This is a genomic window from Kosakonia sp. WA-90 (assembly GCF_039871955.1).
In the GTDB taxonomy this organism is placed as follows: Bacteria; Pseudomonadota; Gammaproteobacteria; order Enterobacterales; family Enterobacteriaceae; genus Kosakonia; species Kosakonia oryzendophytica.
On sequence record NZ_JBDPLJ010000004.1, the window covers coordinates 223,502 to 245,207 of the forward strand.

At 54.0% G+C, this 21,706-nt stretch carries 15 protein-coding genes; 8 read left to right on the forward strand and 7 right to left on the reverse strand.

Going from position 1 to position 21,706, the window contains the following annotated elements; genetic code table 11:
- Positions 1–14: 14 nt before the first annotated feature.
- The 4 genes from hofC to nadC all read right to left on the reverse strand — a co-directional run bounded on the left by hofC (position 15) and on the right by nadC (position 4,113).
- Positions 15–1,217: a protein transport protein HofC gene (gene hofC, locus ABGA49_RS09930; RefSeq protein ID WP_347665499.1), complete on the reverse strand. Its 1,203-nt coding sequence runs from the start codon at positions 1,215–1,217 to the stop codon at positions 15–17.
- Positions 1,207–2,592: a type II secretion system protein GspE gene (gene gspE, locus ABGA49_RS09935; protein ID WP_347665500.1), complete on the reverse strand. Its 1,386-nt coding sequence runs from the start codon at positions 2,590–2,592 to the stop codon at positions 1,207–1,209. The genes hofC and gspE overlap by 11 nt, the downstream gene beginning before the upstream one ends.
- A gap of 9 nt (positions 2,593–2,601) precedes the next feature.
- Positions 2,602–3,039 (reverse strand): prepilin peptidase-dependent pilin, encoded by a 438-nt coding sequence (gene ppdD, locus ABGA49_RS09940; RefSeq protein WP_347665501.1) that lies wholly within the window; start codon positions 3,037–3,039, stop codon positions 2,602–2,604.
- Between the two features lie 180 nt (positions 3,040–3,219).
- Entirely contained in the window at positions 3,220–4,113 is an 894-nt protein-coding gene (nadC, locus tag ABGA49_RS09945) for a carboxylating nicotinate-nucleotide diphosphorylase (RefSeq protein ID WP_061497663.1), read from the reverse strand.
- Between the two features lie 130 nt (positions 4,114–4,243).
- Here nadC and ampD point away from each other — a divergent pair, with 130 nt between their 5' ends.
- Complete coding sequence (gene ampD / locus ABGA49_RS09950) at positions 4,244–4,807, forward strand: 1,6-anhydro-N-acetylmuramyl-L-alanine amidase AmpD (protein ID WP_061497660.1); 564 nt, start codon at positions 4,244–4,246, stop codon at positions 4,805–4,807.
- Positions 4,804–5,658, forward strand: a complete 855-nt coding sequence (gene ampE, locus ABGA49_RS09955) for a beta-lactamase regulator AmpE (protein ID WP_061497658.1) — start codon at positions 4,804–4,806, stop codon at positions 5,656–5,658. Before ampD ends, ampE begins: the two co-directional genes overlap by 4 nt.
- 16 nt (positions 5,659–5,674) lie before the next feature.
- On the opposite strand, the gene ABGA49_RS09960 is transcribed toward ampE, so the two are convergent.
- The 3 genes from ABGA49_RS09960 to aroP form a co-directional block, all read right to left on the reverse strand.
- A complete protein-coding gene (locus tag ABGA49_RS09960; protein ID WP_347665502.1) occupies positions 5,675–6,625 on the reverse strand; it encodes a family 43 glycosylhydrolase in 951 nt (316 codons plus the stop codon).
- Positions 6,625–8,031: an MFS transporter gene (locus ABGA49_RS09965; RefSeq protein WP_061500183.1), complete on the reverse strand. Its 1,407-nt coding sequence runs from the start codon at positions 8,029–8,031 to the stop codon at positions 6,625–6,627. The genes ABGA49_RS09960 and ABGA49_RS09965 overlap by 1 nt, the downstream gene beginning before the upstream one ends.
- A 171-nt stretch (positions 8,032–8,202) precedes the next feature.
- The gene (gene aroP, locus ABGA49_RS09970) at positions 8,203–9,576 is read right to left on the reverse strand and encodes an aromatic amino acid transporter AroP (protein ID WP_088237393.1); all 1,374 of its coding nucleotides are present in this window, start codon (positions 9,574–9,576) and stop codon (positions 8,203–8,205) included.
- Between the two features lie 534 nt (positions 9,577–10,110).
- On the opposite strand from aroP, the gene pdhR reads away from it, so the two are divergent.
- From pdhR to acnB, 6 genes are all read left to right on the forward strand, one after another.
- Positions 10,111–10,875 (forward strand): pyruvate dehydrogenase complex transcriptional repressor PdhR, encoded by a 765-nt coding sequence (gene pdhR / locus ABGA49_RS09975; protein ID WP_061497651.1) that lies wholly within the window; start codon positions 10,111–10,113, stop codon positions 10,873–10,875.
- A 174-nt stretch (positions 10,876–11,049) separates the two neighbouring features.
- Complete coding sequence (gene aceE, locus ABGA49_RS09980; protein WP_061497649.1) at positions 11,050–13,713, forward strand: pyruvate dehydrogenase (acetyl-transferring), homodimeric type; 2,664 nt, start codon at positions 11,050–11,052, stop codon at positions 13,711–13,713.
- A gap of 14 nt (positions 13,714–13,727) precedes the next feature.
- Entirely contained in the window at positions 13,728–15,626 is a 1,899-nt protein-coding gene (aceF, locus tag ABGA49_RS09985) for a pyruvate dehydrogenase complex dihydrolipoyllysine-residue acetyltransferase (protein ID WP_347665503.1), read from the forward strand.
- 203 nt (positions 15,627–15,829) lie between these two features.
- Positions 15,830–17,254 (forward strand): dihydrolipoyl dehydrogenase, encoded by a 1,425-nt coding sequence (gene lpdA / locus ABGA49_RS09990; protein WP_061500180.1) that lies wholly within the window; start codon positions 15,830–15,832, stop codon positions 17,252–17,254.
- 157 nt (positions 17,255–17,411) lie between these two features.
- Entirely contained in the window at positions 17,412–18,839 is a 1,428-nt protein-coding gene (locus ABGA49_RS09995) for a hypothetical protein (protein ID WP_082794186.1), read from the forward strand.
- 267 nt (positions 18,840–19,106) lie between these two features.
- On the forward strand, positions 19,107–21,704 hold the full coding sequence (acnB, locus tag ABGA49_RS10000) for a bifunctional aconitate hydratase 2/2-methylisocitrate dehydratase (RefSeq protein WP_088237395.1): 2,598 nt from the start codon (positions 19,107–19,109) through the stop codon (positions 21,702–21,704).
- The last annotated feature ends 2 nt before the right edge of the window (positions 21,705–21,706 follow it).

The following is a 21,706-nucleotide window of genomic DNA, read 5'->3' on the forward strand; positions in this document are numbered from 1 at the left end:
GTGCTGCGCCTGCATTAACCTGTACCGCCCATCGCATCGCCAAGATGAAAGATAGGCAGGTACATGGCTACCACCAGCATGCCAATAATTAATCCCGTCACCACCAGTAGCAGCGGTTCTAATACGGAAGCCAGCTCATCTGCCTGATGCTGCGTCTGTTCACTATGATGCCGCGCCAGATTCTCCAGCATGGTATCCAGCGCCCCGGAGATCTCCCCGGTATGGATCAACTGAATACACAACGGGGTGAAGTTGCCACTTTTTGCCAGCGCCGTAGAGATAGCCGCACCGAGGGTGATATCCTGGTGTGCCTGTTGCAGCACGTCTCGCCAGTAAGGGCAGGTTAAGGTATCCCTGACATTTTCCAGCCCTTGCAAGAAGGTGATTCCAGAACGTTGTGTGAGTGACAGCACGGTAAATATCTGACTCAGCCGTTGTCCACGCACCAGTTTACCGACAACAGGGCAGCGGAGCAGCAGACGCTGCCGGTAGTGCAGCCATTTCATCTGACGGCGCAGCAAGGTCATCGTACATACCACCAGCAACGTAAGTGCTGATAATGGCAGAGCGCCTTGCTGCATCAGTGTAGCGCTGGCAATGACTCCCCGCGTCAGCGCAGGCAAGGGGGTATTGAACGTCTGGTAGATAGCCGAGAACTCCGGCAGAACCAGATACACCATTGCCACCACGATTGCCGCGGTCAGAGAAAGAATAATGAGCGGATAACGCAGCGCCTTTTTTACTTTCAACGCCAGCGCTCGCTGTGCCTGTTGCTGGCTGGCCAGTTTAAAACAGCACTCATCCAGCTTTCCTGTTAGCTCACCGGTATGGACCATCGCTGCCCAGAGTGGAGGAAAAACTTCTGGCCACTGGCGCAGCGCTGTTGAAAAGGTTTCTCCCTGTTCCAGCGCCTGCGCCAGATGGTGCAACAATGCCTGCCATTGCCTGGCTGGATGTTGCTGTGCCAGCAACAACAAGCCTTCCGGTAAGGTGAGCCCCGCCTGCAACAATGTCGCAAGCTGGCGCAGGAGCGTACAGCCATGTTCCGCACGCCACAGTGAACGTCTTACCGGCCTGCGCTTGAGTGTCAGGGGATGGATCTGCCGGTGATAGAGTGTTTGCATTGCGGCATTACGATTTTCGCTCCAGTGCGCACCCTGTTGTAATGCCCCTGCGTTATCGATTCCGGACCATTGCCAGAGGTATTTAGTCGTCATTTGGTAAACCCAATATGCGCACCAACTCTTCCAGCGTCGTCAATCCTTGTTCCACCGCCAGGCAGCCATGCTGAAACAGCGTCGTCATTCCCTCCGCACGGGCGCACTGTTCGATTTCGGCCGCACTTTGACCACTGGTAATGGCCTGGCGGACATCGCGGGTAATGGGGAGCACTTCAAACAAGGCGACTCGCCCATAAAAGCCGTGATAGCACCGATCACACCCTTCTGCGCGCCAGCGAGGTAACGGTCGAGGCCACAGGTTGCCGGGGAGTCGGGTATTTTCCGTGGTCAGTTTCCGGCAATGGGGGCAAAGTTTACGTACCAGCCGCTGGGCGATGACCAGTGATAGCGCCGAGGAGATCATCCAGCGTGCCACCCCCATTTGCTGGATACGCACCAGCGTTTCGCTGGTGGAGTTTGTGTGCAATGTCGATAAAACCAGATGCCCGGTTTGCGATGCTTTGATAGCAATCTCCGCTGTTTCGCCATCACGGATCTCACCAACCATAATAATGTCCGGGTCCTGGCGCAGCAGGGCGCGTAGTACGCCCTGAAATGTCAGCCCAGCGCGAGGATTGATTTGCGTCTGATTCAGCCCATCCAGAGGGATCTCTATGGGATCTTCTACGCTGCAAATGTTGACCTCCGGTCTGTTGCGTTTTTGCAGCGCGCTGTAGAGCGTTACGGTTTTTCCGCTGCCGGTCGGGCCTGTCACCAGCAACAGCCCCTGAGGTTGCGCCAACGCTGCGGTAAAGAGTGCCAGTTGAGCATCCGTCATACCGAGTGCAGCCAGATCCAGGGCCTGACTAACCTGATGCAACAGACGTAGCACCACTTTTTCACCGTGTCTGCAAGGCAACGTTGCGATACGAAATGAGATCGATTGCCCGGAGAGTTCCACACTGAACTGTCCATCCTGCGGCAGGCGACGTTCGGCGATATCAAGATTGCCAAGCACTTTCAGCCTTGCGGTCAGCGTTGCGGCTAAATCGCAGGAAAGGGGAGAGAGCGGGTGTAAAACGCCGTCGACGCGTAACCGTATGGCATAACAGGTTTCTCCGGGCTCGAAATGAATATCCGATGCCCGTAAGATCAACGCCTGTTTCAGGGTTTGATCGAGAATTTCCGCTGCGGCACTGCTTTCTTCCCCCTGTGCCGGGGTGTGAGTTTGCACTGCCATTTGTTGATGCTTGTCCATTTGATCTTGCGTCCAGCAACGGATATCGACTCGTTGCTGGACGGCAAAGCTGAGTGATTCCATTAACATGGGGCTGGGATTATCCACCACGGCAATGGTCAGAACGTCGTCTGCGCAATTGAGCAATGCGGCGTTATGACGCTGACAGAGCGCAATCAGTTTATCGTGTTTCATCACGGCTCCTTACGGACGTCCGATGCGAAAAACATCTTCGCAGGCCTGTTGCAATGCGCTGTCTGCATTTGTATTACAGCTTCGCGCCCATCCCTTCATACCCTCGGCATCGCTCCATTGCGGCGTCATGATTACGCTGAGTCCGTTGAGGCTTTCCTGTCCGGTCAGTGAGACCACGCCTTTTGCAACGCTCATGGCGGCGACGTAACGCGTGGTGGTCGGGGCTGGTATGCCATTGTTGCTGGCATCACAATTGTCAATGCCGCCGCGTTCCAACGCACACAGCTCAATGGCGGTGCGATAAGGAACAAAGGTTTGCAACATGTCAGTCAGTGCAGCTTTACGCAGGTAATTTTGATAAGCGGGAATGCCGATAGCGCTCAGGATGGCGATAATGCCGATTACCACCATCAGCTCGATTAAAGTAAATCCTTGTTGTTTGTTCATCTCTGGCTCCTTGTGTAGAGCCGCTACTTTGTCAGCACGTTACGGGGACGGCGAGGTGCAAAAGGGACTTCGGGAAAGCGCCTTCCTGCTTTTTTGACAGGCTTGCAGAGCGCAACACATTGTTTGAGAGGAAGGGCGCAAAAAAACGGGCCTGCGGCCCGTTTAGTTATGCAAGTGGGATTAGCGAAAACGCATCGACAGGTCGAGGGCGCGCACATGTTTGGTCAGTGCGCCTACAGAGATGTAGTCAACGCCAGTTTCAGCAAATTCACGCAGGGTTTCCTGCGTCACATTGCCGGAAACTTCCAGCCGTGCTTCGCCGTTGGTGCGCTTCACGGCCTCACGCATTTGGTCGGTATCGAAGTTATCCAACATGATGATATCGGCACCCGCTTTGAGCGCATCGTCGAGTTCTTCGAGGGTTTCTACTTCCACTTCTACCGGCACATCCGGATGCAGCCAGAAGGCTTTTTCCACTGCCTGGCGTACGGAACCCGCGGCAATAATGTGGTTTTCTTTGATCAGAAAGGCGTCGGAAAGACCAAGACGGTGATTGGCACCACCGCCGCACAGGACGGCATATTTTAGCGCTGTGCGCAGGCCCGGCAGGGTTTTACGCGTATCCAGCAACTCTGTTTTTGTGCCGTCCAGCAATTTGACATAGCGGCGAACTTCGCTGGCGACGCCTGACAGGGTTTGCACAAAATTGAGAGCGGTGCGTTCACCCGTCAGTAACACCCGGGACGGCCCCTCAAGTTCGAATAAGGGTTGATTGGCATGAAGAGTGTCGCCATCGGCAACGTGCCAGGTAAGCGTCACATCATCGCCTGCCAGTTGAATAAATACTTCTTCTACCCAACGCTTTCCGCAAAAAACGCCGTCTTCGCGGGTAATGATCACCGCATGCGAGCGGTTTTCTGGCGGTAACAATTGCGCGGTAATGTCATTATTCGCATCGACTTCTCCGCCCAAATCTTCGCGCAATGCCTGGGCGACGGCGACAGGGATATCCAGTTCGATACGTTTGAGCAGTGCGTCACGTCGAAGGTCGGGGTTATAGCGGCGAGGCGGCATGATAAACTCCAAAAAAGGTAACGAATCACAAAGTTAGGCTATGTCTTGTTAGGGGATGCCATTACGGTACACAGCGCAAACATGCTACTCTGAAGCGTGTTTCAGCACCATCCTCTAAAAGGAGTTCCTTATGCAGCTACGCAAGGGCTGGCTGGTGGAAGCGCGGCATGTACCGTCTCCCCATTTTGATTGCCGCCCGGACGATGAGCAACCTTCATTGCTGGTGGTACATAATATTAGCCTGCCTCCCGGCGAGTTTGGTGGCCCGTGGATAGATGCGCTGTTTACCGGCACTCTGGATGCCAACGCCCATCCCTTTTTTGCTGAGATTGTTCACCTGCGTGTTTCCGCACATTGCCTGATCCGCCGTGATGGCGAGGTTGTGCAATATGTGCCTTTTGATAAACGCGCCTGGCATGCAGGCGTCTCATCCTGGCAGGGGCGGGAACGCTGTAATGATTTCTCGATTGGCATTGAGCTGGAAGGCACGGACACGCTGCCCTATACCGATGCGCAATATCGGCAACTGGCGGAAGTGACACGAACGGTGATTGAGCTTTACCCGTCGATTGCCGACAATATGACCGGGCACAGTGATATTGCCCCTGTGCGCAAGACGGATCCCGGACCGGCTTTTGACTGGGCGAGATTTCGTGCGCTGGTCGCCGGTTTGTCAGAAAAGGAGATGCCATGACGTTATTCACCATGCTGCTGGTGCTGGCAGCAGAACGGTTGTTTAAACTGGGAGAACACTGGCAACTGGATCACCGTCTGGAAGGGCTGTTCCGGCGGGTAACACACTATTCGATGTTAAGAACGCTGCTGATGGCGGCACTGGTGATGCTGGTTACCTTTTTGATCCTGCGTGCACTGTCGGGATTGTTTTTCAATGTTCCGCTGCTGGTGGTGTGGATCCTTATTAGTCTGTTGTGCATTGGGGCAGGGAAAGTCCGATTGCATTACCACGCCTATCTTAAAGCTGCGGCGCGTAACGACAGCCACGCCCATAACGCGATGGCCAATGAATTGACGTTAATCCACGGTGTGCCCCCGGGGTGTGATGAGCGTGATTTTTTGCGCGAGCTGCAAAACGCGCTCGTATGGATCAACTTCCGTTTTTATCTTGCGCCGCTGTTCTGGCTGATCGTCGGGGCTTCCTGTGGGCCGGTGCTGTTGGCGGGATATGCCTTTTTACGCGCCTGGCAATCATGGCTGGCGCGTTATCAGACGCCAACTGAGCGTCAACAATCCGGGATTGATGCGATCCTGCATGTGCTGGACTGGGTGCCGGTACGTCTGGCGGGGGTGGTGTACGCGCTGGTGGGGCATGGCGAGAAAGCCTTGCCTGCCTGGTTTGCCTCCCTTGGCGATCGCCACACATCGCAGTATCAGGTGCTGACCCGCCTTGCGCAATTCTCACTGGCGCGCGAGCCGCATCTGGATAAAGTTGAAACGCCAAAAGCGGCTGTGTCGATGGCGAAGAAAACGTCGCTGGTGCTGGTGGTTGTGGTGGCACTGTTGACCATTTACGGCACGCTGATGTAGTCAGCGCGCCGTCGTATCATGCATGGTCCGCAGGTGGGATGCCGAAGTCAGGCATCCCATTTTCTTGCCAACGAACGAGCTTCAGGCGGGTATGGCGGTTTGGATCGTAGAGCGGGTCACCTTCGATGTCGGTGTAATTGCGTGCGTGGTATACCAGCACATCTTCCCCTTCCGGCGTCTGTGTAAAGCTGTTATGCCCGGGGCCATACTGATGGTTTTCATAGCTGGTTTTGAATACCGGCTGCGGCGCTTTATGCCAGTTGGCCGGATCCTGTGGATTGGCCGCGATATCAATCCATAACAGTCCCATACAATAATTTTCATCGGTGGCACTGGCGGAGTAGCTGATAAAGAGCCTGTCGCCGTGGAACAGTACCGCCGGGCCTTCATTCACCAGAAAACCCCTGCACTCCCAGTCGAACTCCGGTTTACTTAACATCACCGGTTCGCCTTTGAGGGTCCACGGATTTTCCATTTCCGCCAGATAGAGGTTCGAATTACCCGCAATATCCGGCGCTTTTTGCGCCCACAGATACCAGCGTTTCCCCTGATGGACAAAGGTGGTCGCGTCCAGCGCGAAGGTATCAAACGGCGTTTTTACCTGACCTTTCTCAACCCACCGACCGGTTAGCGGATCGGCGTCGGTACACTCCAGGACGAACATGCGATGTCGGAACATGTTCAGCTCATCAAGCGCTTTCGTCCATGTGGCGGCAAAATAGAGATACCATTTCCCATCAATATGATGCAGCTCCGGTGCCCAGATAAGCTCGCTCATTGGCCCTGTCTGCGGTTTACGCCATACCACCACACCGGCCGCCTGGCGTAGCCCTTCCAGCGTACTGGCGCGGCGGATTTCCAGCCGGTCATACTCCGGCACCGAGGCGATAAAGTAGTAAACATTGTCATGGCGGAGAATATACGGGTCAGCGCGTTGTTCAATAAACGGGTTTGGCCAGGTGCGCATTATGCTTTCCTTACGTTGTCACCAGACGGCACATGCTGACGTTCGGTCAGTTCATGGTAGTTAATCCGGCGTTTTTCCAGATCGTCCTGAATCCGTCTCATCGTTTCGCGGTCGACTTTCAGTAAACGGACGACGCCTGCCGTGATCAGGTAACCGACGCCAGGGATCACGGTAAAGAGCAGCATGATGCCGTTAATTGCCGTGTCGCTTTGCTGTTTGGCGCCTGCGTCGTAGCCATACCACGAGAGCAGGAAGCCTACCATTGCGCCGGCTATCGCCAGCCCCACTTTCAGGAAGAACAGGTTACCGGAGAAGCTGATGCCGGTAATGCGTTTCCCGGTTTTCCATTCACCGTAATCGTCCACGTCAGCCATTAACGACCAGTGCAACGGTGAGGGGATCTGGTGCAGGATATTCAGCAGGAAGTAGAGCACCACAATCAGCGTCGTGGCGTGTGGGTCAAAGAAGTAGAACGCGCAGGAGAAAATAGCCAGCACGATATTGGTCCAGAAGAAGACTTTCAGTTTGCACCAGCGGTCAGTCAGCACTTTCGCCAGCATACTGCCGAACATCATGCCCACCACGCCAAGGCTGATAAATAAAGTAGCGAAATGGGTGCTTTCTCCCATCACCCAGGTGACGTAGTACATGGTTGCCGCCATGCGGATAAAGCCGGGGCAAACGTTACACAGCGTCAGCAACAAAATGCGCACCCACTGGTCATTTTTCCACACGTCTTTGAAGTCCTTTTTCAGGTCGTCATTGGTGGGAACTGCCGGGTGAATACGTTCCCGCACGGTGGCAAAGCAGAACAAAAACATACACATACCAATGAATGCCAACACCGTCATCGCCATCTGGTAGCCTTTGGCTTTGTCTGCACCGCCGAACCATTCTGCCATTGGCAGCAGCGTCAAAGAGAGCAGCAGGGTAGCGATACCGACCATCACAAAACGGTACGACTGACAGGCAACGCGCTCTTTCGGATCGTTGGTGATCACACCGCCCAGGGAGCAGTAGGGAATGTTGATCGCGGTATAGGTCAACGACAGCAGGAAGTAGGTGATAAACGCGTAGATCACCTTACTGTTATAGGTCCAGTCGGGGGTGGTGAACATTAATACGCTGAAAACGGCATACGGCAAAGCTATCCACAGCAGCCATGGGCGAAAACGTCCATATTTACTTTGCGTACGGTCGGCGAGGGCACCCATTAAAGGATCTGTCACCGCATCAATTACACGAATCGACAGCAGTAATACCCCGACCAGTGCAGGGGCGAGGCCGAAGATATCCGTGTAGAAGTAGTTAACAAACAACATGATGGCGCCAAAAATGATGTTACATCCGGCATCGCCCATGCCATAGCCAATCTTCTCTTTAACAGACAGCTTATTGTTGTCCATTGCCGCTTCTCCCATTGAGATGTGGAAGAATTATTTGCCTGGAAATTTGACTTTGCGCAGCAGGATAAGGTCGCAGTGATGGACAAAATGGCTATGTAAAAGAAAGTGTGAGGAAGGTAACACAGTGATAATACCCCTCTCCCGGGCGGGAAAGGGGTAAGAGGATAAGGATTAATGGGCTTTTACGGCTTTAGCGTTTTTCTGTTTGAGCATGTAACCCACGCCAAGAACCACAATCCATACCGGGATCAGCCATACCGAGATAGCCATACCTGGGGTCATCAGCATGATCACCAGCACCGCAGCCATAAACAGCAGGCAGATCCAGTTGCCTAACGGGTAGAACAGCGCCGGGAAGCGCGGCGTCACACCTTGCAGCTGTTTCGCACGGCGGAAACGCATGTGCGCGAGGCTGATCATCGCCCAGTTGATCACCAGTGCGGATACCACCAGCGCCATCAACAGACCGAATGCTGACTCAGGCGCCAGGTAGTTGATCAGTACGCACAGTGCCGTCACGACCGCTGAGACCAGAATGGTGTTCACTGGCACGCCGCGTTTATCCACAGAGAGCAACGCTTTCGGTGCGTTACCCTGTTGCGCAAGACCGAACAGCATACGGCTGTTGCAGTAAACGCAGCTGTTGTACACCGACAGTGCAGCGGTCAGTACCACAATATTCAATGCATTGGCTACAAACGTGTCGCCCAGTTCATGGAAGATCAGCACAAACGGGCTGGTATCCGCCGTTACGCGCGTCCACGGCAGCAGCGAGAGCAGTACCGCCAGCGAGCCCACATAGAAGATCAAAATGCGGTAGATGACCTGATTGGTGGCTTTGGGAATGCTCTGTTCCGGATTGTCGGCTTCAGCGGCGGTAATACCCACCAGTTCCAGGCCGCCGAAAGAGAACATAATGATAGCCATCATCATCACCAGTCCGGTAAAACCGTGCGGCAGGAAGCCGCCCTGTTCCCACAGGTTACGCACGGTCGCTTGCGGGCCGGCGCTGCCGCTAAACAGCAGCCAGCCGCCGAAGACGATCATGGCGACCACAGCGAAGACTTTAATGATGGCGAACCAGAACTCCATTTCCCCAAACACTTTTACGTTGGTCAGGTTAATGGCGTTAATGATGACGAAGAAGGCGGCAGCGGAAGCCCACGTTGGGATCTCAGGCCACCAGAACTGAATGTATTTACCCACCGCGGTCAGTTCCGCCATGGCCACCAGCACATAGAGCACCCAGTAGTTCCAGCCGGAAGCAAAACCGGCAAAGCTCCCCCAATATTTGTAGGCAAAATGGCTGAATGAACCGGCAACCGGCTCTTCCACGACCATTTCACCGAGCTGACGCATGATCAGAAATGCAATAAAACCGGCAATGGCGTAGCCCAGAATAATACCCGGACCCGCGGACTGAATGACTGACGCGCTACCCAGAAACAGGCCAGTCCCGATAGCACCGCCCAGCGCGATAAGCTGTATATGGCGGTTCTTAAGGCCGCGCTTTAGCTGATCGCCGTGCTGTTGACCTTCCATTATGAAACCTCGTGTGTGGTTGTTATGTATACGCTGTCGTTTGCGTGTAAGCGATAAATTCCATTTTTTGTAGTTTTTAGTTTACGAAATGTTGAAGCGAATTTTCGTCCATCCCTTTCGTATGGCTCAGAATAGTGGTAAGCGCCGGGGAATGCATCTGCTTTATGAAGGTCTAATGACGACCTGGTGAAAAAGAAACCATTTGTCAGTAACCCGCCTGTAACCATTCTTAAGTAAAACTAATAAATTATGCAATTTATGTGAATATAAATTCATTTATTTATTAACTGAATCGGTTCACATGCCTTAATTATCGTTTCAAGAAAGTTAAAACTGCCTCTTTCGTGGTAAACGGGTCATTTGTGCAAGGTTACATCTTTGAAACGTCATTTCTGTAACATTGTTAAAATGTGCGTGGTTTCCTGATTTCAATCAAAACCTGTATGGACATAAGGTGAATACTTTGTTACTTTAGCGTCACGAACATGAAATTGGTAAGACCAATTGACTCTGGGCGAATGGTAGAGACAAGGAACAATGGCCTACAGTAAAATCCGCCAACCAAAACTCTCCGATGTGATTGAGCAACAACTGGAGTTTTTGATTCTTGAAGGGACATTACGTCCCGGCGAAAAATTGCCTCCAGAGCGCGAGCTGGCTAAACAGTTCGATGTTTCTCGTCCTTCACTGCGTGAGGCCATCCAGCGGCTCGAAGCGAAAGGTTTGCTGCTTCGTCGTCAGGGTGGTGGAACCTTTGTCCAGAGCAGTCTGTGGCAGAGCTTTAGCGACCCGCTGGTCGAGCTCCTGACCGATCATCCCGAATCCCAGTTTGACCTGCTTGAAACTCGCCACGCGCTGGAAGGCATTGCCGCCTATTACGCCGCGCTCCGTAGCACTGATGAAGACAAAGTACGTATTGGCGAACTGCATCAGGCGATTGAGCTGGCGCAGCAGTCGGGCGATCTGGATGCTGAGTCCGATGCTGTCGTGCAGTATCAAATTGCCGTCACCGAGGCGGCGCATAATGTGGTGCTGCTGCATCTGCTACGCTGCATGGAGCCCATGTTGGCGCAAAACGTTCGTCAGAACTTCGAATTGCTGTACGCACGCCGTGAGATGCTCCCGCTGGTTAGCAGTCACCGTTCCAGTATTTTCGCGGCGATCATGGCCGGGCAACCGGAAGAAGCGCGCGAAGCGTCGCATCGTCACCTGGCGTTTATTGAAGAGATTTTGCTGGATCGCAGCCGCGAGCAGAGTCGTCGTGAACGCTCGCTTCGTCGGTTGGAGCAGAGAAAGAATTAATATTTTCTGGTGCAGTTTGTACCGGAAGAGTTGTAACACCAGCGCCAAACTTTAGCGCGCGGCAACTAAACGCAGAACCTGTCTTATTGCACTTTTGTTGTTCAGTCATGATGAGAATGCAATGGGACAGGTTCCAGACAAATCAACGTATTAGATAGATAAGGAATACCCCCCATGTCAGAACGTTTCCAAAATGACGTGGATCCGATCGAAACTCGCGACTGGCTACAGGCGATCGAATCGGTCATCCGTGAAGAAGGTGTTGAGCGTGCTCAGTATCTGATTGACCAGCTCCTTTCTGAAGCCCGCAAAGGCGGCGTGAAAGTGGCAGCTGGCACAGGGGCGAGCAACTATGTAAACACTATTGCCGTTGAAGATGAACCGGAATACCCGGGCAATCTGGAACTGGAACGCCGTATTCGTTCAGCTATCCGCTGGAACGCAATCATGACCGTTCTGCGTGCGTCCAAAAAAGACCTCGAACTGGGCGGCCACATGGCTTCCTTCCAGTCTTCTGCGACTGTTTATGAAGTCTGCTTCAACCACTTCTTCCGTGCCCGCAACGAGAAAGACGGCGGCGACCTGGTGTACTTCCAGGGCCATATCTCTCCGGGCATCTACGCGCGTGCGTTCCTGGAAGGTCGTCTGACTGAAGAGCAGATGAATAACTTCCGTCAGGAAGTTCACGGTAAAGGGCTGTCGTCTTACCCGCACCCGAAACTGATGCCGGAATTCTGGCAGTTCCCGACCGTATCCATGGGTCTGGGCCCGATTGGCGCTATCTACCAGGCGAAATTCCTGAAATATCTGGAACACCGTGGCCTGAAAGATACCTCTGAACAAACCGTTTACGCTTTCCTGGGCGACGGTGAAATGGATGAGCCGGAATCTAAAGGCGCTATCACCATCGCAACCCGTGAAAAACTGGACAACCTGTGCTTCATCATCAACTGTAACTTACAGCGTCTTGATGGCCCGGTTACCGGCAACGGCAAAATTATCAACGAACTGGAAGGCATCTTCAGCGGTGCTGGCTGGAACGTAATCAAAGTCATGTGGGGTTCCCGTTGGGACGAACTGCTGCGTAAAGACACCAGCGGCAAACTGATCCAACTGATGAACGAAACCGTTGACGGCGACTACCAGACCTTCAAATCCAAAGACGGCGCTTACGTGCGTGAGCACTTCTTCGGCAAATACCCGGAAACCGCAGCGCTGGTTGCTGACTGGACTGATGATCAGATTTGGGCGCTTAACCGTGGCGGCCACGATCCGAAGAAAATTTACGCTGCACTGAAAAAAGCGCGTGAAACCAAAGGTAAAGCGACCGTTATCCTCGCCCACACCATCAAAGGTTACGGCATGGGTGATACCGCAGAAGGTAAAAACATCGCTCACCAGGTGAAGAAAATGAACATGGACGGCGTGCGTTATATCCGCGACCGTTTCAATGTACCTGTCACCGACGAGCAGGTTGAAAACCTCTCTTACATCACCTTCCCGGAAGGGTCTGAAGAGCACAAATACCTGCACGAACGTCGCCAGGCGCTGAAAGGCTACCTGCCGTCACGTCAGCCGAACTTCACCGAGAAACTTGATCTGCCGGCTCTGGAAGACTTCTCTCAGCTGCTGGAAGAGCAGAACAAAGAGATCTCCACCACTATCGCTTTCGTTCGTGCCCTGAACGTGATGCTGAAGAACAAATCGATCAAAGATCGTCTGGTTCCGATCATTGCCGATGAAGCGCGTACGTTCGGTATGGAAGGTCTGTTCCGTCAGATTGGTATCTACAGCCCGAACGGTCAGCAGTACACCCCGCAGGACCGTGAGCAGGTTGCTTACTACAAAGAAGACGAAAAAGGTCAGATTCTGCAGGAAGGTATCAACGAACTGGGTGCTGGCGCATCCTGGCTGGCGGCTGCGACCTCTTACAGCACCAACAACCTGCCGATGATTCCGTTCTACATCTACTACTCCATGTTCGGGTTCCAGCGTATCGGCGACCTGTGCTGGCAGGCAGGCGACCAGCAGGCTCGCGGCTTCCTGGTTGGCGGTACCTCCGGTCGTACCACCCTGAACGGTGAAGGTCTGCAGCACGAAGATGGTCACAGCCACATTCAATCGCTGACTATTCCGAACTGTATCTCTTACGACCCGTCTTACGCGTACGAAGTGGCTGTCATCATGCACGATGGCCTGGAGCGTATGTACGGTGAAAAACAAGAGAACGTTTACTACTACATCACCACGCTGAACGAAAACTACCACATGCCAGCGATGCCGGAAGGCGCCGAGGAAGGTATCCGTAAAGGTATCTACAAACTCGAAACCGTTGAAGGCAGCAAAGGTAAAGTTCAGCTGCTGGGCTCCGGTTCTATTCTGCGTCACGTGCGTGAAGCAGCACAGATCCTGGCGAAAGATTACGGCGTCGGTTCTGACGTCTACAGCGTAACTTCCTTCACTGAACTGGCGCGTGATGGCCAGGATTGTGAACGCTGGAACATGCTGCACCCGCTGGAAACCCCGCGTGTACCGTACATCGCCCAGGTGATGAACGATGCTCCGGCTGTAGCGTCTACTGACTATATGAAACTGTTCGCCGAGCAGGTTCGTACTTATGTACCGGCTGATGATTACCGCGTACTGGGTACGGATGGCTTCGGTCGCTCCGACAGCCGTGAAAACCTGCGTCACCACTTCGAAGTTGATGCTTCTTACGTGGTCGTTGCAGCACTGGGCGAACTGGCTAAACGTGGCGAAATCGACAAGAAAGTGGTAGCGGAAGCCATCACCAAATTCAACATCGATGCAGAAAAAGTTAACCCGCGTCTGGCGTAAGAGGTAAAGAGATAATGGCTATCGAAATCAATGTACCGGACATCGGGTCTGATGAAGTTGAAATCACCGAGATCCTGGTCAAAGTGGGCGACAAAGTTGAAGCTGAACAGTCGCTGATCACCGTAGAAGGCGACAAAGCCTCTATGGAAGTCCCGTCTCCGCAGGCTGGCGTTGTTAAAGAGATCAAAGTCTCTGTTGGCGACAAAACCGAGACCGGCAAACTGATCATGATTTTCGATTCCGCCGAAGGTGCAGCAGCCGCTGCACCTGCTCCGGCAGAAGAGAAGAAAGACGCCGCGCCAGCAGCAGCCCCGGCCGCTGCGGCAGCCAAAGAAGTTAACGTCCCGGATATCGGCGGTGACGAAGTTGAAGTCACTGAGATCCTGGTGAAAGTCGGCGATACCGTGGCTGCAGAACAGTCCCTGATCACCGTTGAAGGCGACAAAGCGTCGATGGAAGTTCCGGCACCGTTCGCGGGCACCGTAAAAGAGATCAAAATCAACACCGGCGATAAAGTCTCTACCGGCTCGCTGATCATGATCTTCGACGTTGCGGATGCAGCACCGGCTGCGGCTCCGGCACAAGCGGCAGCTCCGGCTGTGGCGAGCGCACCGGCCGCTGCGTCTGGCCCGAAAGACGTCAACGTACCGGATATCGGCGGCGATGAAGTTGAAGTGACCGAAGTGCTGGTGAAAGTGGGCGACAAAGTCTCCGCTGAGCAGTCGCTGATCACCGTAGAAGGCGACAAAGCCTCGATGGAAGTTCCGGCACCGTTCGCAGGCACCGTGAAAGAGCTGAAAGTGAACGTGGGCGACAAAGTCTCCACTGGCTCTCTGATCATGGTATTCGATGTGGAAGGCGCTGCGCCTGCTGCGGCTCCGGCTGCTGCACCTGCTGCCGCTGCCCCGGCCCCGGCTGCTCAGGCGGCGAAACCGGCTGCCGCTCCGGCGAAAGCAGAAGGTAAATCCGACTTCGCAGAAAACGATGCTTACGTCCATGCCACTCCGCTGATCCGTCGCCTGGCGCGCGAATTCGGTGTGAATCTGGCGAAAGTGAAAGGCACCGGTCGTAAAGGCCGTATCCTGCGCGAAGACGTTCAGAATTATGTGAAAGACGCGGTTAAACGCGCTGAATCTGCACCTGCTGCCGGCGCAACCGGTGGTTCTCTGCCGGGTCTGCTGCCGTGGCCGAAAGTGGACTTCAGCAAGTTTGGCGAAGTCGAAGAAGTCGAGTTGGGTCGTATCCAGAAAATTTCTGGCGCTAACCTGAGCCGTAACTGGGTGATGATCCCGCACGTTACGCACTTCGATAAGACCGATATCACCGATCTGGAAGCGTTCCGTAAACAGCAGAATGCCGAAGCTGAGAAGCGCAAACTGGATGTGAAATTCACCCCGGTTGTCTTCATCATGAAAGCGGTCGCTGCTGCACTGGAACAAATGCCGCGCTTCAACAGCTCGCTGTCTGAAGATGCACAGCGTCTGACGCTGAAAAAATACATCAACATTGGTGTGGCGGTGGATACCCCGAACGGCCTGGTTGTTCCGGTCTTTAAAGACGTGAACAAGAAGAGCATCACTGAGCTGTCACGTGAACTGACGGTGATCTCGAAAAAAGCGCGTGACGGTAAGCTGACTGCTGGCGAAATGCAGGGCGGTTGCTTCACCATCTCCAGCATCGGTGGCCTGGGTACTACCCACTTCGCGCCGATTGTTAACGCGCCGGAAGTGGCTATCCTCGGTGTCTCCAAATCAGCCATGGAGCCGGTCTGGAACGGTAAAGAGTTCGTACCGCGTCTGATGATGCCAATTTCGCTCTCCTTCGACCACCGTGTGATTGACGGTGCGGATGGTGCGCGCTTTATCACCATCATCAATAACATGCTGTCTGACATCCGCCGTCTGGTGATGTAATCGAAAAAGCCGGCCTGACGGCCGGCTTTTTTCTGCTAATCTCATACTGCTTATGGGGTTATCAGGGGCAAAGGACAAATCGTTTGCCGTTTGTTGTTTCAAAATTGTTAACATTTTTGTAAACTGCGGGCGGATAGAACGTCCCGGTGGATGAAGGGCGACATGAAGTACCCCTGACCGCCGGAAATCAATAAGAGGTCATGATGAGTACTGAAATCAAAACTCAGGTCGTGGTACTTGGGGCAGGCCCGGCAGGTTACTCTGCTGCCTTCCGTTGCGCTGATTTAGGTCTGGAAACCGTCATCGTTGAACGTTACAGCACCCTTGGCGGTGTGTGTCTGAACGTGGGTTGTATCCCTTCTAAAGCGCTGCTGCACGTAGCAAAAGTTATCGAAGAAGCCAAAGCGCTGGCTGAACACGGCATCGTTTTTGGCGAGCCGAAAACCGATATCGACAAAATTCGTACCTGGAAAGAGAAAGTTATCACTCAGCTGACCGGCGGTCTGGCGGGGATGGCGAAAGGCCGTAAAGTTAAAGTGGTTAACGGTCTGGGTAAATTCACCGGGGCGAACACCCTGGAAGTTGAAGGCGAAAACGGTAAAACCGTGATCAACTTTGACAATGCAATCATCGCGGCGGGCTCCCGTCCGATTCAACTGCCGTTTATCCCGCATGAAGATCCACGCGTATGGGACTCCACCGACGCACTGGAACTGAAATCCGTACCGAAGCGTATGCTGGTTATGGGTGGCGGTATCATCGGTCTGGAAATGGGTACCGTGTACCATGCGCTGGGTTCAGAGATTGACGTGGTTGAAATGTTCGACCAGGTTATCCCGGCTGCTGACAAAGATATCGTTAAAGTCTTCACCAAACGCATCAGCAAGAAATTTAACCTGATGCTGGAAACCAAAGTGACCGCCGTTGAAGCGAAAGAAGACGGTATCTATGTTTCCATGGAAGGCAAAAAGGCCCCGTCTGAAGCGCAGCGTTACGATGCCGTGCTGGTGGCCATCGGCCGTGTGCCGAACGGTAAAAACCTCGACGCAGGTAAAGCCGGCGTGGAAGTGGACGACCGTGGCTTTATCCGTGTTGATAAACAATTGCGTACCAACGTGCCGCACATCTTTGCTATCGGCGATATCGTCGGTCAGCCAATGTTGGCGCACAAAGGCGTGCACGAAGGCCACGTGGCCGCCGAAGTTATCGCCGGTAAGAAACATTACTTCGATCCGAAAGTTATCCCGTCTATCGCCTACACCGAGCCGGAAGTGGCATGGGTGGGTCTGACCGAGAAAGAAGCGAAAGAGAAAGGCATCAGCTACGAAACTGCCACCTTCCCGTGGGCAGCGTCTGGTCGTGCTATCGCTTCTGATTGCGCAGACGGTATGACCAAACTGATTTTCGACAAAGAGACGCACCGTGTTATCGGTGGCGCGATTGTCGGTACCAACGGCGGTGAGCTGCTGGGCGAAATCGGACTGGCGATCGAAATGGGTTGCGACGCTGAAGATATCGCGCTGACCATCCATGCTCACCCGACCCTGCACGAATCCGTGGGGCTGGCGGCAGAAGTGTTCGAAGGCAGCATCACTGACCTGCCGAACCCGAAAGCGAAGAAAAAATAAATTTTCGCCACGTTAAAGCGCCTCTTCGGAGGCGTTTTTTTTGCGCCGTTTTCGTGAGCGGGTAGAGACTTTCACTGCCAGGGTATAAATATTACGCAGATTTTGCCGATATTACCCTCTGTCGACCATTCCCGGCGAGAGAAGGAGTTTTATCGTCATGATCAACGGCCTCAACCTATCGTCGCTCTCTTCTGCGGCGCGTGTTACCCCATCGTCCACAGTGAACACCTCGGCGCGTACCGCCAGCAGTAACACCACTTCTGCGGGTGCAACGGCATCGGCAAAAGTGATGTTTGGCAGCCAGACCGCGGAAATCGCCGCAGTATATAGCCTGTCGCCAAAGAAAATCAGCGCCAGTCCCTCTCTGCAAAACAATGCCACAATCCAGGAATTGATGCAGTCTGCAAAGGGGAGCAACTCTGTTTCCGCATTTGGCAGTCTGGGCAGCGTGCTGCTCAGTAACCTGAAAGAAAATCGCGCCGATTTCACCCAGGCGCTCTCCGGCGTCGCGATGAACGGGAGTGGTGGAAATGAATCCGCCATCACGCTGGATATCGTCACGCAATCTGGCTCCACCGTTCATCTGATCATGACCCAGCAGGACGATGGCATGGCGGTGGAGGTCAAAACGGAAGGCGACAGTCTGAATGATGACGAAGCTGATGCTGTCGCCAAACTGGGTGAGTCGTTGCAAAAAACGTTATCAGGGCTGGGCCGCAACCCGCCTGAAGTCGACGTGAAGGGGTTAACGCAGTTTGATAGCAGTGTGCTCAAATCCGTGGATTTAAAAACGGATATGCGTACTGGCGACACATCGCTGCAATCACTCAATTTCCATGCGGACATGAAAGAGCGCTGGATAGCCTATGAAGATAAGGATTTCTCGCTGAAGATGAGCAGCGATCTTTCTCAATCCGGGCTGTCTGGCGACTATGCACAGCAGCAAAGTGCGCTGAATGCCTACGACAGCAAGTTTGATAAAGCGCGCATTGCCGGTCACGGTGATCGGGCGCAGATGGAAGCGCTGAAGTCGGTATTCCGCGCGTTAAATACCACGACGGCAAACGATGAGTCATTAAAAGTGGGCGTGGCGGATATTCGCGTCGGCGACAATGGTAAATCGCAGCTAAGCGGGCTGAATGACTTCTCTTTATCACTGACGCAAACGGAAAAATCCATCAACCCGCTGCATGAAGAAGAGAAAGATCGTTTTTCCTACCAGGCTTCGCAAACGACTGAAGAGGCCGTCGCCAGTGATGGGTCAAAAACCCTGAAGCAGACCGCGCGAAGCCATACCAGCGCCGCCTGGCATCAAGCGCTAGACCCCTCTTTCCCGCTGTCGCTGAACGGCATGAAGTCCTCGCAGAACTACTATTACCACTTGCTGGAAAATGATGACGAGAGCAGTACTACCCTCAATTACACCGCGCGTGGGCAACTGGCGAGTGTGGGGCATCACGAGCAGGTGAATAACCGCGAAACGGTGAAAAAATATGTGATGGGAGAACTGGTTGATCAGACCGTTAACCCGGAGCAATACACACGCAACAATGTGGTTTCCTTGCTACGAACGCTGTCACAATAACGTCATAAAAACGGTCCTTTGGGGCCGTTTTTTGTTTTTTATGCCGTCGATTCTGTTCCCTAAAAACCGCCTGTCCTCTGCTTTATTCCGCCTTTAACGATTCAGCCAATTTTTTATGTTGCTTTTTTGTAAACAGATTAACACCCCCCGTAAATCCTGCTATGCTGCCGAACGCGGTTCGCGGATTTACCCTACAAACTGCTGTCTCACAGGAGAGTGAAGAGAAACGCCTGCCGCATTATGACAATGAGAGCGAGGAGAACCGTCGTGCTAGAAGAATACCGTAAGCACGTAGCTGAACGTGCCGCTGAGGGGATTGCGCCAAAACCATTAGATGCAACCCAAATGGCAGGCCTTGTCGAGCTGCTGAAAAACCCGCCTGCTGGCGAAGAAGAATTCCTGATTGATCTGCTGACTAACCGTGTCCCGCCAGGCGTTGATGAAGCCGCCTATGTCAAAGCGGGTTTCCTTGCTGCCATCGCTAAAGGCGACGCCACCTCCCCACTGGTCACCCCTGAAAAAGCCATTGAACTGCTGGGCACTATGCAGGGCGGTTATAACATTCACCCGCTGATTGATGCGCTGGATAGCGACAAACTTGCGCCGATCGCCGCTAAAGCGCTGTCCCATACGCTGCTGATGTTCGACAACTTCTACGATGTGGAAGAGAAAGCCAAAGCGGGCAACGCCTACGCGAAACAGGTGTTGCAATCCTGGGCCGACGCAGAATGGTTCCTGAGCCGTCCGGCACTGGCCGACAAAATCACCGTGACGGTATTTAAAGTTACCGGCGAAACCAACACTGATGATCTCTCTCCGGCACCGGATGCCTGGTCCCGCCCGGATATCCCGCTGCACGCGCTGGCGATGCTGAAGAACGCCCGTGAAGGCATTGAGCCGGATCAGCCAGGCGTTGTTGGCCCGATCAAACAGATCGAGGCGCTGGCGAAAAAAGGTTTCCCGCTGGCCTATGTCGGCGATGTAGTCGGTACCGGTTCTTCCCGTAAATCCGCCACCAACTCCGTACTGTGGTTTATGGGCGATGACATTCCGAACGTGCCGAACAAGCGCGGCGGCGGTCTGGTGCTCGGCGGTAAAATTGCGCCTATCTTCTTCAACACCATGGAAGATGCGGGTGCGCTGCCTATCGAAGTGGATGTGAACAGCCTCAACATGGGCGACGTGATCGACGTGTATCCGTTCAAAGGTGAAGTTCGCAACCATGAAACCGGCGAACTGCTGGCCAGCTTTGAGCTGAAAACCGACGTGTTGATCGACGAAGTGCGCGCCGGTGGCCGTATCCCGTTGATCATCGGTCGTGGGCTGACAACCAAAGCGCGCGAAGCGCTGGGTCTGCCGCACAGTGATGTGTTCCGTCAGGCGAAAGACGTGGCGGAAAGCAGCCGCGGCTACTCGCTGGCGCAGAAAATGGTAGGTCGCGCCTGCGGCGTGGCCGGTATCCGTCCAGGTGCTTACTGCGAACCGAAAATGACCTCCGTGGGTTCTCAGGACACCACCGGTCCGATGACCCGTGATGAACTGAAAGATCTGGCATGCCTGGGCTTCTCTTCCGATCTGGTGATGCAGTCTTTCTGCCACACGGCGGCCTATCCGAAGCCTGTGGATGTGACCACACATCATACGCTGCCGGACTTCATTATGAACCGTGGCGGTGTTTCCCTGCGTCCTGGCGACGGCGTAATCCACTCGTGGCTGAACCGTATGCTGCTGCCGGATACTGTCGGTACCGGTGGTGACTCGCATACCCGTTTCCCGATCGGTATCTCCTTCCCGGCGGGGTCTGGCCTGGTGGCGTTTGCTGCCGCCACTGGCGTTATGCCGTTGGATATGCCGGAGTCTGTGCTGGTGCGCTTCAAAGGCAAAATGCAGCCGGGTATTACCCTGCGCGATCTGGTGCATGCCATCCCGCTGTATGCCATCAAACAAGGCCTGCTGACCGTTGAGAAGAAAGGGAAGAAAAACATCTTCTCTGGCCGCATCCTCGAAATCGAAGGTCTGCCGGATCTGAAAGTCGAGCAGGCGTTTGAGCTGACGGATGCCTCTGCTGAGCGTTCGGCTGCCGGTTGCACCATCAAACTGAATAAAGAACCGATTATCGAGTATCTGAACTCGAACATCGTGCTGCTGAAGTGGATGATTTCCGAAGGCTACGGCGATCGTCGTACGCTGGAACGTCGCGTACAGGGCATGGAAAAATGGCTGGCGGATCCGCAACTGCTGGAAGCCGATGCTGACGCAGAGTACGCGGCGGTCATCGACATCGATCTGGCGGACATCAAAGAGCCGATCCTCTGTGCGCCGAACGATCCGGATGACGCGCGTCTGCTGTCAGACGTGCAGGGTGCGAGCATCGATGAAGTCTTTATCGGTTCCTGCATGACGAACATCGGCCACTTCCGTGCCGCCGGTAAACTGCTGGACAGCCATAAAGGCCAGCTGCCGACCCGCCTGTGGGTTGCGCCGCCGACCCGTATGGATGCCGCACAGTTGACGGAAGAAGGGTATTACAGCGTGTTCGGTAAGAGCGGTGCGCGCATTGAGATCCCGGGCTGCTCCCTGTGCATGGGTAACCAGGCGCGTGTGGCGGACGGTTCGACTGTGGTATCCACGTCTACGCGTAACTTCCCGAACCGTTTAGGTACCGGGGCGAACGTTTACCTGGCATCTGCGGAGCTGGCAGCAGTTGCTGCGCTGACCGGTAAACTGCCGACGCCGGAAGAGTACCTTAACTTTATGTCGCAGGTGGATAAAACCGCTGCAGACACCTACCGCTACCTGAACTTCGACCAGCTTAATCAGTACACTGAGAAAGCAGATGGTGTGATTTTCCAGACCGCGGTCTGAGT